The sequence below is a fragment of the Bacillus sp. 204(2023) genome (genome assembly GCF_037027505.1).
In the GTDB taxonomy this organism is placed as follows: domain Bacteria; phylum Bacillota; class Bacilli; order Bacillales; family Bacillaceae; genus Bacillus; species Bacillus subtilis.
In genome coordinates this window covers 328,479-345,032 of sequence record NZ_JAXCHE010000002.1, presented here as the reverse complement: position 1 = coordinate 345,032, position 16,554 = coordinate 328,479, and the positions used below count along the sequence as shown (strand labels likewise).

At 45.1% G+C, this 16,554-nt stretch carries 17 protein-coding genes; 1 reads left to right on the top strand and 16 read right to left on the bottom strand.

What is annotated here, in order from left to right:
• Window positions 1-7: 7 nt before the first annotated feature.
• The 7 genes from plsX to WA279_RS06175 form a co-directional block, all read right to left on the bottom strand.
• A complete protein-coding gene (gene plsX / locus WA279_RS06205; protein WP_336154683.1) occupies window positions 8-1,009 on the bottom strand; it encodes a phosphate acyltransferase PlsX in 1,002 nt (333 codons plus the stop codon).
• A 13-nt stretch (window positions 1,010-1,022) separates the two neighbouring features.
• Window positions 1,023-1,589, bottom strand: coding sequence for a transcription factor FapR (fapR, locus tag WA279_RS06200; protein WP_003232044.1), 567 nt, complete (start codon window positions 1,587-1,589; stop codon window positions 1,023-1,025).
• 108 nt (window positions 1,590-1,697) lie between these two features.
• Window positions 1,698-3,746: an ATP-dependent DNA helicase RecG gene (gene recG, locus WA279_RS06195; protein WP_014479767.1), complete on the bottom strand. Its 2,049-nt coding sequence runs from the start codon at window positions 3,744-3,746 to the stop codon at window positions 1,698-1,700.
• The gene (sdaAA, locus tag WA279_RS06190) at window positions 3,724-4,626 is read right to left on the bottom strand and encodes an L-serine ammonia-lyase, iron-sulfur-dependent, subunit alpha (RefSeq protein ID WP_003232049.1); all 903 of its coding nucleotides are present in this window, start codon (window positions 4,624-4,626) and stop codon (window positions 3,724-3,726) included. The genes recG and sdaAA overlap by 23 nt, the downstream gene beginning before the upstream one ends.
• 25 nt (window positions 4,627-4,651) lie before the next feature.
• On the bottom strand, window positions 4,652-5,314 hold the full coding sequence (gene sdaAB, locus WA279_RS06185) for an L-serine ammonia-lyase, iron-sulfur-dependent subunit beta (protein WP_327827865.1): 663 nt from the start codon (window positions 5,312-5,314) through the stop codon (window positions 4,652-4,654).
• 138 nt (window positions 5,315-5,452) lie between these two features.
• Complete coding sequence (locus tag WA279_RS06180) at window positions 5,453-7,114, bottom strand: DAK2 domain-containing protein (protein WP_336154680.1); 1,662 nt, start codon at window positions 7,112-7,114, stop codon at window positions 5,453-5,455.
• Window positions 7,115-7,129: 15 nt separating this feature from the next.
• The gene (locus WA279_RS06175; protein WP_003232054.1) at window positions 7,130-7,492 is read right to left on the bottom strand and encodes an Asp23/Gls24 family envelope stress response protein; all 363 of its coding nucleotides are present in this window, start codon (window positions 7,490-7,492) and stop codon (window positions 7,130-7,132) included.
• 276 nt (window positions 7,493-7,768) lie between these two features.
• Here WA279_RS06175 and rpmB point away from each other — a divergent pair, with 276 nt between their 5' ends.
• Window positions 7,769-7,957 carry a 50S ribosomal protein L28 gene (gene rpmB, locus WA279_RS06170; protein WP_003221548.1) on the top strand — a complete coding sequence of 63 codons (189 nt, stop codon included), beginning with the start codon at window positions 7,769-7,771 and terminating at the stop codon, window positions 7,955-7,957.
• A gap of 72 nt (window positions 7,958-8,029) precedes the next feature.
• Here the strand turns inward: rpmB and spoVM are convergent, their stop codons facing one another.
• From spoVM to fmt, 9 genes are all read right to left on the bottom strand, one after another.
• Window positions 8,030-8,110, bottom strand: a complete 81-nt coding sequence (spoVM, locus tag WA279_RS06165; RefSeq protein ID WP_003221545.1) for a stage V sporulation protein SpoVM — start codon at window positions 8,108-8,110, stop codon at window positions 8,030-8,032.
• 71 nt (window positions 8,111-8,181) lie between these two features.
• Window positions 8,182-8,826 (bottom strand): thiamine diphosphokinase, encoded by a 645-nt coding sequence (locus WA279_RS06160; protein ID WP_003245470.1) that lies wholly within the window; start codon window positions 8,824-8,826, stop codon window positions 8,182-8,184.
• Window positions 8,827-8,898: 72 nt separating this feature from the next.
• Complete coding sequence (rpe, locus tag WA279_RS06155; RefSeq protein ID WP_003232058.1) at window positions 8,899-9,552, bottom strand: ribulose-phosphate 3-epimerase; 654 nt, start codon at window positions 9,550-9,552, stop codon at window positions 8,899-8,901.
• A gap of 4 nt (window positions 9,553-9,556) precedes the next feature.
• Entirely contained in the window at window positions 9,557-10,453 is an 897-nt protein-coding gene (gene rsgA / locus WA279_RS06150) for a ribosome small subunit-dependent GTPase A (RefSeq protein WP_123373565.1), read from the bottom strand.
• 14 nt (window positions 10,454-10,467) lie between these two features.
• Entirely contained in the window at window positions 10,468-12,411 is a 1,944-nt protein-coding gene (prkC, locus tag WA279_RS06145; RefSeq protein WP_336154679.1) for a serine/threonine protein kinase PrkC, read from the bottom strand.
• On the bottom strand, window positions 12,405-13,169 hold the full coding sequence (prpC, locus tag WA279_RS06140) for a protein-serine/threonine phosphatase PrpC (protein WP_336154677.1): 765 nt from the start codon (window positions 13,167-13,169) through the stop codon (window positions 12,405-12,407). The genes prkC and prpC overlap by 7 nt, the downstream gene beginning before the upstream one ends.
• A 6-nt stretch (window positions 13,170-13,175) precedes the next feature.
• Window positions 13,176-14,267: a 23S rRNA (adenine(2503)-C(2))-methyltransferase RlmN gene (rlmN, locus tag WA279_RS06135; protein ID WP_195727863.1), complete on the bottom strand. Its 1,092-nt coding sequence runs from the start codon at window positions 14,265-14,267 to the stop codon at window positions 13,176-13,178.
• Window positions 14,268-14,270: 3 nt separating this feature from the next.
• Entirely contained in the window at window positions 14,271-15,614 is a 1,344-nt protein-coding gene (gene rsmB / locus WA279_RS06130) for a 16S rRNA (cytosine(967)-C(5))-methyltransferase RsmB (protein ID WP_336154675.1), read from the bottom strand.
• Window positions 15,601-16,554 carry a methionyl-tRNA formyltransferase gene (gene fmt / locus WA279_RS06125; protein ID WP_085186081.1) on the bottom strand — a complete coding sequence of 318 codons (954 nt, stop codon included), beginning with the start codon at window positions 16,552-16,554 and terminating at the stop codon, window positions 15,601-15,603. Before fmt ends, rsmB begins: the two co-directional genes overlap by 14 nt.

The window sequence follows — 16,554 nt, the reverse complement described above, 5'->3', positions numbered from 1 at the left end:
CTCCAGACTACTCATCTGTTTTTTCTTCTTTCACTTCTTCCTGAATGAGCGCAGCCACATTTTGGCTGACCATCTCTCTTGCTTGCCGAATCGCATGGAATACAGCATTTGAATCTGAAGAGCCGTGCGCCTTGATCACAGGCGCTTTTAAGCCAAAAAGACTTGCTCCGCCATAATTCGAATACTCCATTTTCATTTTCATTTCTTTCAATTTTGGTTTCAGCACAGCTGCTGCAAGCTTGGATGTCAAAGTAGACGTCATTACGTCTCTCATCATTTTAAAAATTGACAACGCAGAGCCTTCCAGCGTTTTGAGTGTAACATTCCCGGTAAAGCCGTCTGTTACTACAACATCCGCCACATCATCTAAAAGGTCTCGCGCTTCCACGTTTCCGATAAAATTGATGTTTGCTGTTTCTTTTAAAATTTGAAACGTCTGCTTCGTCAGTTCGTTTCCTTTTTTATCTTCTGTTCCGACATTTAAAAGTCCGACTCTCGGTGAAGTGACACCGCGCACTTGCTGAGAATAAACAGAACCCATGATGGCATATTGAACGAGGTGCTCCGGTTTTGCATCGACATTGGCGCCGACATCAAGGAGAAGAAATCCTTCTCCCGAAACAGTCGGAAGTGTCGGAGCAAGCGCCGGACGGTCAATTCCTTTAATTCTTCCGACAATAAAGAGACCGGCTGTCATTAATGCACCCGTATTTCCCGCTGAAATGCAGGCGTCAGCTCTGTTTTCCGCAACCTCCTGCGCCATAAGAACCATAGATGAGTTCTTTTTTCTTCGCACGGCACGGACCGGTTCATCAGTAGGCTCAATCACTTCATCTGCGTGCAGCACCGTGATGCGATCTGATGTAGTTGTTAAATGTGATTCTATCGTTGTTTTGTCACCGACAAGTGTGATATGGAGATCATCAAATGCCTCTATACCTTTTATAACTCCGTCAATAACAGCTTTGGGAGCGTGGTCTCCTCCCATTGCATCTACAGCTATTCTCATGCATGCTCCACCTTTATGAATGTTTTGAACGATACATGTCAAAGCGTCCAGAAAAAACAATTTCTTCGCCAACGTAGCTGTTCACTTCGACAACCGTTCTTCCTTTTTCTTTTTCGACAGCCGTCACTTTCGCTTTTGCTACGACACGTTCACCCTGCTTTACCTGTCTTGTAAAGCGGATGTCTGCACTTGCAGTCAGCGCCAGCTCGTCATCAATGACTGCAACGGCCAAAGAATTCGCCTGTGCAAATAAATGGTGTCCTCTCGCAATCTGATTCCGGCTGAACACGTGCTCCTGTTTTATTTCTAAAATGGATATCGCCTGATCATCCAGCTCAAGGTCAATAATTTCTCCGATAACTTCATCAAGTGACAGGGACTTCACTTCGTCCTCAAGTGTTTTCTCTGCCACGTTCTTAATTCTTTCTCTCAGTTCAGGTATGGAAAGCTCTAAGCGGTCCAAACGTATCGTCTGGATGCTCACCCCGAATTTACCCGCTAATTCTTCATCTGTAATAAAGGGGGTTGCTTGAATCGTCTGCTGAAGTAATTCCTGGCGTTCTCTCTTATTTCTTCTCATATCTAAACACCATCCGGACAATTAAGACTAGGTACTAATAGTAGTATATAATTTCATAGATTGGAATGCAACGATTGTTTCTGGCTGAACACCAAAAACTTCTGATACTCAGCTTAATTTTTCCCCGTCCATTACTCCGCTCTTCAGCAATTCATCTCTTAACACAGCGTATTCCGGCTCCTTCCAGAACGCGTCAGAAGCCACAAGATTCGCAGCATCCTGCCTTGCCGTTTCAAGCGCTCTGTAATCATGAACCATGTCCGCCACTTTAAATTCCGGCATTCCGCTTTGTTTTTTCCCGAAGAAATCACCGGGACCTCTCAGTTCCAGATCCTTTTCAGACAGCTCGAAACCGTCATTGGTCTCCGACATGATCCTCATCCGTTCTTTCCCGGTTTCTGATTTTGGATCAGCCATCAGAATACAGAAAGATTGATGCTCACCCCGTCCAACACGGCCGCGCAGCTGGTGAAGCTGTGATAGCCCGAAACGGTCGGCGTCATAAATCACCATAATCGTTGCATTCGGAACATTCACGCCAACCTCCACAACAGTGGTTGATACGAGTATTTGACAGTGATTTGCGCTGAATTCTCTCATGACCTGATCTTTTTCATCGGAATGCAGCTTTCCATGCATAAGGCCGACATTCCATTTTCCCCGAAAAATATCAGAAAGCATATTGTACACGTCAATGGCGTTTTGCACATCAAGCTTATCTGATTCTTCAATCAGCGGACAGATGATATAAGCCTGCCTGCCTTGCTTTAATTCTTTTTCGACAAATGCCAAAATACGATCCAGCATGTCATGTTTTACCCAATAGGTTTCAATTCGCTTTCGTCCAGCCGGCATCTCATCAATGACAGATACATCCATTTCACCGAACACTGTGATCGCTAATGTTCTTGGGATTGGAGTGGCTGTCATAAAGAGAACATCGGGATCCTGCCCTTTGTTCCGAAGCTTTTTGCGCTGCTCAACTCCAAATCTGTGCTGTTCATCTGTAATAACGAGACTCAGCGCCTTAAACTCCACCTCGTCTTGGATTAAAGCGTGGGTTCCTACAAGAATATCAATCTCACCCGCCGCAAGACGCTCAAGCAGTTCTTTTCGCCGCTTTCCTTTAACAGAGCTTGTCAAAAGAGCAACGCTGACGTCCCATTTTTCAAATAGCGAAACGAGCGAATCAGCATGCTGCTCGGCCAGAATTTCTGTCGGCACCATAAGCGCTCCTTGGTATCCGGATAGGATCGCGGCATACAGTGCAATGGCGGCGACTGCCGTTTTTCCTGATCCAACGTCCCCTTGAAGAAGGCGGTTCATTCTGTATGGAGAAGACATGTCTGCTGTTATTTCGCGAAGAACGCGTGACTGGGCGTTTGTGAGGGGAAACGGGAGGCTTTTGATAAATCTCATGAGTTCTTCGTTTGAAAAACGCTGCCGTATCCCTTGTGTCTGTTCTCTTTCTGCCTTTCGGAACGCCTGCATTTTCAACTGAAACAACAAAAATTCTTCATAAACAAACCGCCGTCTGGCAAGCTTTAATGCTTCCCTTGTTTCAGGCTGGTGCATTGCTTTTAACGCTTGATAATAGTCAGGCAGTTTATAGCTTTTTCTTAGCTTTTCCGGAAGAGGATCAGGAAGTGAGTCTGCATATTGGGTCAGCGCCTGCTGAATAAAGCGCCTCATCATTTTGACGGTAACATTTTCTTTCACAGAATACACTGGTTCAATGCTTTTGTCTTCTTGATGCGGCCCGTTTTTCAACTCCTGAACAGAGATGGTTTGGCGGTGCTTGTCCCATTTACCTGAAACCGTCACCACAGAGCCGAGCGAAAGCTGCTTCTTCAAATAAGGCCGGTTAAAACATACGGCTGTGATTAAATAATGGCCGACCAGAAGCCTGAATGTCAGCCTGTTTCGTTTCTTACCGTAATAGGTAAGAGAAGGCTCTGAATGAACCTTCCCTTCGACTGTAACTCTTTCATCATGCTTTACTTCTTCTAAATCCCTCAGCTCGTAGTCATCATAGCGATAAGGGAAATAATTCAGAAGATCAGAAATGTCATAAATACCGAGTTCGTGTAATGTTTTTTCTGTTTCCGGCCCAATACCCTTAATGTTAGCTATACTAGTTTGCTGATGTTGTTTCACGTGAACCTAGCGCTCCTCCGAAAATTTTTTTCTCTAATTCTCTTCCTGTCGGTGTTGCCGCTAAACCGCCCTGGCCTGTTTCTCTAAGTGCAGTTGGCATCGTTTGGCCTATTTTATACATGGCATCGATAACCTCATCACATGGAATACGGCTTGTAATGCCCGCCAATGCCATATCAGCGGCAATCATCGCATTTGACGCGCCCATCGCATTCCGTTTCACGCAAGGCACCTCAACAAGCCCTGCAACAGGGTCGCACACGAGGCCTAGCATATTTTTTAATGTAATGGCCATGGCCTCCGCGCTTTGTTCGGGTGTTCCTCCTGCCATTTCAACAATGGCCGCAGCCGCCATGCCTGAAGCTGATCCAACCTCTGCCTGACATCCTCCGGCGGCGCCGGAAATGCTTGCGTTATTGGCCACGACAAATCCGAAAGCCCCGGCTGTAAACAAAAAGCGGATCATTTGTTCTCTTGTTGGATTCAGCTTTTCTTTTACAGCAAATAACGTACCGGGCACCACACCGGCAGAACCTGCAGTCGGTGTCGCACAGATGGTTCCCATGGCTGCATTTACTTCATTTGTTGCAACGGCTTTCGATACAGCATCTAAAATCAATGGGCCAGACAGGCTTTTTCCTGATCGAATATAGGCCTGCAATTTAACGGCATCTCCGCCTGTTAAGCCCGTTTGGCTCGTAACTCCCTCGAGTCCTTTCTGAACCGCCGCTTCCATAACAGACAGGTTATGATCCATCTGCTGAAAAATGTCCTCTTTTGTTTTTTCTGTTACTTCCATCTCTTGAGCTATCATCACATCAGAGATCAATATTTGTTTTTCTTTAGTAATCTCAATTAATTCTTTTACATTACGAAACATAACTGGCTCCTCCTGACCCTTTTCGCTAGTCAGCAATCTTTGTCACTTGAATAATATTCGGCAGCTTCGACAGCTCGTCGAGAATGTGGTCGTCAATATTTTGATCGACCTCTATTGTCATCAGCGCAAGCTGTCCGATATCTTTCCGGGCTACTTCCATATGTCCTACGTTGATTGAAAATTTCGCCAGAACATTGGCAACACCGGCAATTGTGCCAAATTTGTCATTATGAACAACTAATATGGCCGGATGATTTCCTGACAGCCGGAGCTCAAAACCATTCAATTCTGTGATTTCAATCTTTCCTCCGCCAATCGAAATACCCGTCAGTTCCAGCTCACCCTTTTCATCAGAAATGGTGATTTTTGCTGTGTTCGGATGGACCGGGACTGCGTCTTCTACCCGAAACTTTATATCAATTCCTTTAGCTTCTGCAATTTGTATAGCGGTTTTAATCCGTTCGTCGAATGTATCAAAATCAAGCAATCCGCCGATAATCGCGACATCTGTGCCGTGGCCCTTATACGTTTCCGCAAACGACCCGTAAAAAGATACAATGATGCGCTCAGGCTCTCTGCCAAATAAACTTCTGGCCACTCTCCCGATTCTAGCAGCTCCCGCTGTATGAGAGCTGGACGGACCGATCATAACCGGGCCGATAATATCAAAAACGCTTCTGTATTTCATGCTATTCCTCCTTATGAACCAGAGCTTATTAGCGCTTTGCTTCTAGACTAATTGATCAGATATAAAATGGCAAGCGGGCGCGTTACAGCGCTGCCGCACTTAAAAGCAGACATAAGAATAGAAGGGCAAATTGCCCTTCTATTCTGCAGAAACTATATACGAATACAGAGGCTGTTTCCCATTGTGGATCTCAACCTCAATCTCCTCGTACTTTTCACTGAGAAACGCTTCAAGCTGCTCAGCTTCTTCCTGAGACGCATCCTCACCATATAGAATGGTCACGATTTCATCATCTTCTCCGATCATTTCTGACAGCAGCATTTTCGCGGCTGACAGCTGATTTTCAGAAGTGCCGATAATCGTTCCATTCAGAATGCCCATAAAGTCGCCTTTTTTAATATCTTTACCGTCAATATGAGTATCTCTTACTGAGAACGTCACCTGTCCGCTTTTTACTTGCTGAATGGCGCTTAGCATATTGGCCTCGTTCGCTTCAGCTTCTTGATCCGGGTTAAAAGCCAGCAGAGCTGACATCCCTTGCGGAACCGTTTTAGCAGGAATGACAAAAACCTGTTCATCCACTACGCTGGCCGCTTGGTTAGCAGCCATGATAATGTTGGAGTTGTTAGGCAGGATAAATACCGTATCTGCATTTACAGACTTCACGGCATCAACAATATCCTCAGTGCTTGGGTTCATGGTCTGGCCGCCTTCAATCACAACAGAAGCGCCAATGCTTTTGAATAGGTCTGAAATTCCTTCTCCCATCGCTACAGTCACAATGCCATACGGCTGTTTTGCCGGCGGTGTTTCGTTGTCTGCAGGTTTGCTTTCTTGACTGATGATAGAGGTATGCTGTTCTCTCATATTTTCTATTTTTATTTTGATCAATTCACCGTAATGCTGGGCGTAGTTTAACACGTTTCCCGGCTCTTCAGCATGAATATGAACCTTCGCCAGCGATTCATCCGCAATCACAAGCAGAGAATCTCCGAACTGGCTGAGGTCTTGTCTGAACGTGCCTTCGTCGAACTCTCTTTTTGTCTGATCAAGCCTAACCATCACTTCGGTACAGAATCCAAATTCAATATCTTCGGTATTCATCATGCTTTGCGCGCTCTTATGATGCTCTGCGCTGACCATGTCGTCAAGTGACGGAAGAACTGCTTTCTGAGGTACAGTTTCACCTTTTAATGAAGCAAGGAAACCTTCATACACACAGAGCAGGCCTTTGCCCCCGCTATCGACAACTCCTACTTCCTTTAGGACAGGTAGCAATTCAGGGGTGCGGTTTAAAGACGCCTCTGCTTCTTCTGTCACTGCAGTCATCAGCGCAGTGATATCGGTTTCTTTTTCTGCTAAGATCATTGCTTTTTTTGCAGCGTCTTTTGCAACTGTTAAAATGGTGCCCTCTACAGGTTTCATGACAGCTTTATACGCCATGTCTACACCTGCTTGCAGCGCAGCGGCAAACTCAAGTGCATTAATTTCTTTTTTCATTTCAATGTTTTTGCTAAATCCGCGGAACAATTGGGATAGGATAACTCCTGAATTTCCGCGTGCTCCCATGAGCAGCCCTTTAGATAACGCGGAGCCCACCTTCCCGATATCATCCGTATCCATTTGTTCAACTTCTCTTGCTCCGGAAGTCATCGACAGGTTCATATTTGTTCCCGTATCACCGTCCGGCACCGGGAACACGTTCAGTGCATCAACTGCACTGGCGTTTTGAGACAGATTCTGCGCTCCCGCAAGAATCATCTCGGCAAAGGTTCTGCCGTTTAATGTTCTGATAGACAATCCTACTCCTCCTAACTACGGGTTCGTCACTCGTACGCCTTGGACATAAATATTGACAGAGTCCACTGCCAGTCCGATGGTTTGATTTACTGTGTACTTTACTTTTGTTTGGACATTATGTGCCACTTCAGAAATTTTCGTGCCGTAGCTGACAATGATATACATGTCGATATGTATCTGTTCTCCTTCTTGGCGAACTTGGACACCCCTGCTGAAATTCTCTTTCCGAAGGATTTCAGTCAGTCCGTCTTTAATCTGGTTTTTAGAGGCCATGCCGACAATGCCGTAACAGTCAACCGCCGCGCCTCCTGCAACCATCGCGATGACTTCATTAGATATATCAATCTGTCCGTACTTCGTTCTTAATTCAATGGACACACTAGTTCCTCCTTCGAATGCATAGAGTTACAGCTATTCTACTATATGGTTTCCATTATGAAAAGACCAGGCAATAATCGCTGGCCGTACCTCTACATATACTATAGCGCTGCTGTTTCCGCAAGATGTCAAGTGAATTTTCTTGAAAGATGATGAAACAATAGTTGCAAACGTTTTTTAGCTGTGGTAAATTATTTAAAGTATCCATATCGAAAGCATCTAAGATTATATGAATGTTAAAAAGTAGATGTTTTGTGCAAGTGAGGAGGGAAACAAATGGCACGTAAATGCGTTATCACAGGTAAAAAAACAACAGCTGGGAATAACCGTTCTCACGCAATGAACGCTTCTAAGCGCACTTGGGGCGCGAATCTTCAAAAGGTTCGTATCCTTGTGAACGGAAAACCTAAAAAAGTATATGTATCTGCTCGAGCTTTGAAATCTGGTAAAGTTGAGCGTGTATAACAAAATGAACGCCTGCCCCGATATGTGGCAGGCGTTTTTATGTGGTGAAAGAGGGCTTTGAACCCCTGGGCATTAATCTTTTCTAAATGAGCCCAGCATCGCCCGGACAATTCCTCCTAAAAACTTCGGCAATTTAATGGTGTAAAATTTCATTTTTGTCCCCTCCTATAACGTCCCGTAACCGCCTTGTTCATTGTTTTCAGCAATTGAATGAAAGCACATGCTTAATCCGTGCTTCTTATCATTATTAATATGCCTTTTGCAAACGAAAAAGTACCTCGTGAATGAATGAGTTCGTTACTAATACATAGTGTTGAACCGAGCGTAATATGACAATTATTTAGAGGATATTTAAAACCGGTCAGGGTCAGCTCATGTATGTCTTCGGAAAACGGTATGAAGGAGATATATCGCTTATTTTCATCCTTCTCAATATCATATTCACCAGGAGGGAACATTTGAATATGATTTTGTTTGTCTATCAGCCTAATTTTTATGTTCGTTTTTACACCTTTATACAGAAGCTGAATGTTTCCTAAAAAATGATCAGCTCTGCCGCCTGTAATGCCGAAAATCTGAATAATATCCGGCTGCTTTTCCAGCGCCCAATCAAGGGCGAGGTCTAAATCTGTTTGATCTTTTTCTGCTTGATACACATGAAGGGCGGGAGCGGCTTTTTCTATTCGCCGGCGTTCTTGCTCTGTTATGCTGTCAAAATCTCCGAAGGCTTCAACAGGAATGATCCCGGCATCTAAGAGAGTGACAGTGCCTTTGTCAACACCGATCCAAAGCGTGTGTTCATCCGTATAGCCGGTTAGATCGGGAATGAGATTTTTTGGGCCTCCTGCAACGATATTAATTGTTTTCATCTCTGATTCCTTTCTCTGCATACAGGAAAAAGAGCTTAGGCTATTGTATGCCCAGCTCTTTTCTAAAGCTGCTTATTTACTTCCTCTGATTTCAGAAATTGCTTTTTTGCGGTCAGACTGGCCATAAACAGCTGAACCGGCAACGAGTAAATTTGCGCCCGCTTCAATGACGAGCGGAGCGGTTTCTTTGTTGACGCCGCCGTCTACTTCAATTAACAGATCTTTTTTTCCTTTTTCATCCGCCATTCGCTTAACCTCTTTTATCTTAGGAAGGACTGAATGAATAAATTTCTGCCCGCCGAAGCCCGGGTTCACCGTCATTAAAAGAACAAGATCGAGATCGTCGAAAACATGCTCGATGACTTGAACAGGAGTATGCGGGTTTAGAACTACTCCGGCCTTCACTCCTTGCTCTTTAATGAGCTGGATGGTACGGTGCAGGTGCGGACATGCCTCAGCATGCACAGACAGGATATCTGCGCCTGCTTTCGCAAAAGCCGGGATATAACGATCCGGCTCTTCTATCATTAAATGGACATCAAGCGGCAGATCCGTTACCGGCCGGACAGCTTCTACAATCAGCGGACCGATTGTGATATTCGGGACAAAATGGCCGTCCATAACATCAATATGAATACAATCGGCTCCGCCTTTTTCTACATCTTTAATCTCATTGCCTAAAGCGGCAAAATCAGCGGAAAGAATAGATGGTGCAACCTTTATCATTATGCTAATACCTCGGCTTTCTGTCTTTTATCTCCGTCATAAATTCAACATAATGGTCATAGCGATACTGCTTTAATTCCCCGTCTTCAACAGCTTGTTTCACCGCACATTTCGGCTCTTTCAGATGTAAACAGCCTCTAAATTTGCATGAAGAACTTTTTTCTCTGATATCAGGGAAGGTGTAGCCCAGCTCTTCTTCCTCAATGTCTGTAAATTCAAGCGAGCTGAATCCCGGTGTATCTGCAACCAAACCTCCGGACGTGTGAATCAGCTCAACGTGGCGGGTTGTGTGTTTCCCGCGGCCCAGATGCTCGGAAATCTCGTTTGTTCTTAATCCAAGCTCCGGACTGATCGCGTTGAGAAGCGAGGATTTCCCAACACCGGACTGACCGGCAAATACCGTTGTTTTATCCTGAAAATGCGGGATAATGTCCGCTAAACTGTCTTGGTCCTTAGAGGAGGTAAGGTATACGTCATAACCAATATTCCGATAGTCTTCTGCATAGGCTTGTATCGTTTCTTCTGTATCTTGATCTTCAATCAGATCCATTTTAGTAATGCATATAATCGGCTGAATATCATTGGCCTCAACGAGAACCAGGAAGCGGTCGAGCAATGCCGTGCTGAAAGAAGGCTGAACCGCTGAGAAAACCAGGACCGCTTGATCAACGTTGCAAATTGGCGGCCTGATAAGCTCGTTGGTTCTTTCTTTAATTTCCATTAGATATCCTTCTTTGTCATTTTCAGCTTGGTACACAACGTAATCACCGACAAGAGGGGTAATTTTGTTTTTTCTGAAAATGCCTCTTCCTCTGCATTGTATTACTTTATCTGAATCCTCTGATTCATCCAGTACATAGTAAAAGCCGCTTAGCGCCTTAATAATTTTGCCCTCAGGCATATTTTCCCTCCTTGTTATTCATCTTTCGGATACTCAATGGTTTTGTAGCTCACAACTTTATTGTTTACCATTACTTGATAGTACCCTTTTTGGCCGGGTTCAATCTTTAGTTCGATCGTTCGTTCAGTCGGCTCTTTTATCTTAAATTCTTCGTAAGTGTCAGAGATGCTGTGATCCGCATCGTCAACCGCGATTTGCACTTGAAGCTCGTCCCCTTCATTTTCTGGTTCGTAGGGGATCTTGACCTTTTCTTTCACTGTTTTCGCAGGTTTTTTCTCTGGTCCGAGAGAGAATGTCACTTCAACTTCGTTTCCCGGCTTTACTGCCGTACCTGCTGCTGGTTTTTGTTTGACAACCTGTCCTTCTGGAACATCATCTGAGTATGCTTCTTTTTCTACAAGCTTCAATCCGTTGTCTTCCAGATATCCAGACGCTGCTTCTTTACTGTAGGTTTTCAAGTCTCTAAGCGTAATGTCTTCGGGTCCGATACTGACTGTAAGTTTGACTTGATCTTCACTCGGGACAAGCTCAGTCCCTGCTGAAGGATTTTGGTCAATGACAGTGCCCGCATTTTTCTCGTCATTCACTTCATTTACCGTTACATGTTTAAACCCTTGGTCCTTCAACGCTTTTTTTGCCTGGTCGACCGTTTGGCCTGTCACATCACCGATCTCCGTTTTTGCTTTTCCGGTGCTCTTATAAAGGGTGACCGTGGCGCCTTCTTTGACTGTGGTATCCGCTTTAGGATCCGTTTTTACCATCAGGCCCTCTTCAATTTTTTCATCTGAGATTTCCAACACCTCGGAATCAACCTGTAAACCTTCTTTTTCCAAGAGCCCTGCGGCTTTTTCGTATTCCATTCCGGAGACATCAGGTATTTTGACATCCTTAGGCATGAAAAGCGACGGAAAAACAGTGACAGCAAGAATTCCAGCTGTGATAAAAACGAGGCATATCGTGAGCAAAACCCACGGCCACTTTTTTCTTTTGCCGTTCTTCTTTGTTTTGTTTTCTTGTGCGGTTGTCACTTCAGCTTCTTTTTCGCCAGCAGCTTTAGCGAGTTCTTCTTTAATGATAGGTATCGCTTTTGTCATTTCTTCATCTTCTTGAATCGTAAATCTCTTTTCATTGAGTCTGTCAGCATCAAAAGCTGTTTTTATGTCTGCTTCCATGTCTTCAGCCGTTTCATAGCGATGAAAAGGATCTTTGGCAGTTGCCTTGAGTATGATGTTTTCAACGCTTTGGGGGACCGATGGATTCCACCTTTTTGCCGAAGGAGTTTCCGCTTGAAGATGCTTCAAGGCGATGCTGACTGCTGACTCTCCATCAAACGGAATACGGCCGGTTAAAAGCTCAAATAGAACGATTCCAAGCGCATAAATATCCGATTTTTTTGTGGCTAAGCCGCCCCGGGCCTGTTCAGGTGATAAGTAATGGACCGAGCCCAGAACTGAATTGGTATGGGTGATTGTGGTCGAACTTAGTGCCGTCGCAATTCCAAAATCCGTTACTTTGATATTTCCCATATGATCAATCAAAATGTTATGCGGCTTGATGTCTCTGTGAACAATCTGGTTTTGATGGGCATGAGCGATGGCTGAGACAATTTGCTCCATGATGTTCAGCGCTTCTTTAGGGTGAAGCGGCCCATTTGCTGTTATGTATTCTTTAAGCGTCATGCCTTCAACGTATTCCATGACAATATAATAAATATCATCTTCCTCGCCCAAATCGTAAATGCTGACAATATTCGGGTGATCGAGGCTTGATGCGGATTGGGCTTCTCTGCGGAAACGTCTGATAAATTCATTGTCATTTGCATAGTCAAACCGCAGGATTTTAATTGCGACTTCACGGTCTAGAATGATATCCTCAGCTAAATACACGTTGGCCATTCCCCCGCCTCCTATAACGCGGAGAATTTGGTAACGCCCGCTGATCCGCTTGCCGATTAGCACTGATCTTCACCCTCTTCAACTTGTAAAGCAAGCTCAAGCAAAACTGCTGTTATGTTGTCTTCTCCGCCATTCTGGTTGGCTTTGTCCACAAGCAGGTTTACTTTTTCCTGAGGAGCTGAATCGCTTTGCAGGATGTCTTTTAATTCAGTGCCTTCCACTTTATTCGTCAGTCCGTCAGAACATAGAAGCAGTTTGTCTCCGGGTTCTATATCAAAAGAACGGGTGTCAATGCTGACTGACTGGTCTGTTCCAAGCGCCTTCGTCAACACATTTTTTCGCGGATGATGTTCAGCGTCTTCTCTGGATATCTCTCCAGTGCGAACCAGTTCATTTACAAGCGAATGGTCTTCTGTCACTTGAACGAAATCATCGTCCTGAAGTAAATAGCATCTGCTGTCTCCGATATGGGCAACAGAAACCGTTTTCCCCGTAAAAAGTGCACATACAATCGTCGTCCCCATGCCTTGGCATTCTTCGTGGGCTTGAGCGTGATCGTATATTTTGCTGTTTACCGAAAGAATCTGTTCAATGAGCCATTTTTCACATTCCGAGGGCGCAGTTGGAATCGTTTCTGCTTCATTCCATTTCTCCCCCATGGCTTTCACAGCCATCTTGCTCGCAACATCTCCAGCAAGATGGCCGCCCATGCCATCAGCGACAACCGCTAATACAAATTCATCTTTCCCCTTGAATATCCCCGCATCATCTTCATTATGCTGGCGGATTTTTCCTGTATCTGTTTTTAAGGCTGTTAACAACCCTCATCACCTCGTCTCGTCTTGACGCTCCTTCGCGCGAAGCTGACCGCAGGCTGCGTCAATGTCATGTCCTTGCTCTCTTCGGATTGTGACATTTACTCCGCGGGATTTCAGCGTTTTTTCAAAAGCAAAAATCTGATCACGCGGTGTGCGCACATAGTCCCGTTCAGGCACGTAGTTTACCGGAATCAAGTTCACGTGGCATTTGACTCCATCCAGCAAGTCGGCAAGCTCTTCGGCGTGTTCCACCTGGTCGTTTACGCCTCCGAACAGCCCGTATTCAAAGCTGATGCGGCGTCCCGTTTTATTAATATAATATTTAACGGCTTCCATTAGATCAGGCAGTTTATATGCTCTGTTAATCGGCATCAAACGGCTTCTGATTTCTGTGTTGGGCGCGTGCAGAGAAATTGCAAAGTTAATCTGCATTTGCTGATCAGCAAATTCATAAATTTTCGGGATGATCCCACTCGTAGAGACCGTAATATGGCGAGCACCGATATTCAGGCCCTTGTCATGGTTAATGATTTTCAAGAAAGCGAGCATTTCGTTAAAGTTATCAAAAGGTTCACCGATTCCCATGATCACGACAGAGCTGACGCGTTCATCCGTTTCATCAAGAGCTTTTTGCACTTTGACTACTTGAGCGACAATTTCCCCTGCTTCAAGGTTTCGTTTTAAGCCTCCAAGCGTTGACGCGCAGAATGTGCAGCCAATACGGCAGCCGACTTGTGTCGTTACACATACAGAATTGCCATACTCGTGTCTCATTAAAACGGTTTCGATGGTATAACCGTCATGAAGCTCAAACAAAAATTTCATCGTACCGTCTTGAGAGGTTTGTTTAACAGCCGTTTTCAGCGTTGTTAACACAAAGTGAGTGTTTAATTTCTCACGCAGATCCTTTGAGAGATTTGTCATTTCTTCAAAAGAAGATACGCGTTTTTCATATAGCCATTCAAAGATCTGAGCCGCACGGAACGGTTTCTCTCCGTTGTCTGTCAGCCATTGTTTAATTTCGTCTAATTCAAAAGAATAAATAGACGGACGCTCTGTCCGCAATTCTTTTCTTACTTTTGTTTTATTAAGTTCTGCCATTGCTTATCCCTTCTTTCTCATGCTGCAAATAAAGAAACCATCTGTTCCGAAATAATGAGGAAGGATTTGAAGCCTTCCATCCCGAACAAAGGGTCTCACCTTTTCAGGCAGCCGCTTTTCAAGAGACAAATCGGGTTCAAAATCAGGATGTTCTTGTATAAACGCATGTATTACTTCATCATTTTCTGTCCGGTCCATTGTACACGTACTGTAGACAAGAGTGCCACCTTTTTTTACTAATGGTGCGATTTCCCTCAAGATCGACAGCTGGATTTCAGCTAGACGGGCGCTGTCGTCAGGTTTTTTCGTGTATTTCATGTCCGGCTTTCTTCTGATAACACCGAAACCTGAGCACGGGGCATCGACCAATATTCGGTCAAACTGTTCGTTTTCAAACGTTTCCCCCGCTTTTCTCGCATCCATTGTTTTCGGGTCAATGATTGTAAGGCCAAGCCGGTCTGCCGCTTCTTTGATCAGCTTCACTTTATGTTTGTGAAGATCAAGCGACGTAACGCTCCCCTTGTTCTTCATTAATTCTGCGATATGAGCCGACTTTCCGCCAGGCGCCGCACACGCGTCAAGCACTGTTTCATCGGGCTTAGGGTCAAGGGCGCGGGCGACGAGCATAGAGCTCTCATCCTGGATGGAAACTTCGCCGTTTTGGAAGAAATGAGTTCCGGCAATTGTTCCCTTTAAGAGCTTCACAGCATCTTCAGCGAGGTCGCCTTTTTCAACTTCGATTCCCTCAGCAGCCATTTGGTCAAGCAGCTCAGCTCTGTCTGCTTTCATTTGATTGACACGCAGCGTCTGCTTCGGCGGAATGAGGTGGATACGGCAAATCTTTTCCGCAGCTTCAAACCCATACGCATCCGCCCACTCTTTCACAAGCCATTCCGGATGGCTTGTTTCTGTCGCCAGCCTGCGTACAGGATCTTCGATGGCGTCAAAGGATGGAACACCTTCGCGCTGGATAGAACGAAGCACGCCATTGACAAAAGAAGCAATGCCTTTGTGTCCGCGGATTTTAGCAATCTCAACCGCTTCATGGATGGCTGCCCTGTCTGGAATCTTCTCTAAATACTCCATTTGATATAAGGATAGGCGAAGAAGCTGAATCACCCACGGCTTTACCTTTTGAGGCTTATTGATAAACGGTTTAAGCATATAATCAAGCGCGATCTTATTTTGTAATGTACCATAGACAAGTTCAGTCAAAAGCCCTCTGTCCTGATCACTCAGTTCATTTGATTTAATGACCGATTTCAGCAGCAGGTTGCTGTATGCCTGGTTTTGTTCTAATTTGATCAGCGCCTCAAGGGCGATGTCACGAACACTAGTTTTTTTCATTGTTTACTCCTAACACATCACCGGCTTCAACATGAGCTCCTCGCACAAAGTCTTCGCCTTTCATTCGTTTCTTGCCTGCCGGCTGGAGTTCGGTTAATAACAGAGCCGTATCGTTACCTGTGGCAACGATAATCCCTTCCTTTTCAACCGCAACGACTGTGCCGGGCTCAGCTGTTGTTGGTGCCGGTATTTTTTTCGACGCCCATATTTTCAAGTTTTGTCCGTTTAGCGTCGTATAAGCAACAGGCCATGGATTTAAGCCGCGGATCTGGTTGTAAAGCTCTTCGCCCGTTCTGGACCAGTCGAGAAGCTCTTGCTCTCTTTTGATATTAGGCGCGTACGTCGCTTTCTCTTCATCCTGCTTTTCAGGTGATATGCTGCCGGCAATGACGTTTGGAACCGTTTCAGACAATAGCTTCGCGCCAGCAACGCTTAATTTATCGTGCAGTGTTCCGACATTGTCGGTTTCTTCAATATCCACTTCCACTTTTGAGATCATGTCCCCGGCATCCAATTTTTCTACCATATACATAATGGTAACCCCGGTTTTTTTCTTTCCCTGCAGAATGGAATAATGGATCGGTGCCCCGCCGCGCAGTTCCGGCAAAAGGGATGCGTGAACGTTAATGCAGCCGTATTTTGGACTGTCGAGAAGCTCTTTAGGCAAAATTTGTCCGAATGCCGCCGTTACAATCAGGTCAGGCTTTAATGCCAGCACTTTCTCAATTTCTTCTGTCAATCTGACTTTTTCCGGCTGAAGAACCGGGATGCCGTGACGCAATGCCTCTTCCTTGACCGGAGGAGGTGTCATGACTTTTTTTCTGCCCTTCGGACGGTCCGGCTGTGTGACGACACCCACTACTTCATATCCGTCCTCAATCAGGGTTCTTAAAACAGGAACTGAAAAATCCGGCGTTCCCATAAATACGATTCTCGTCAT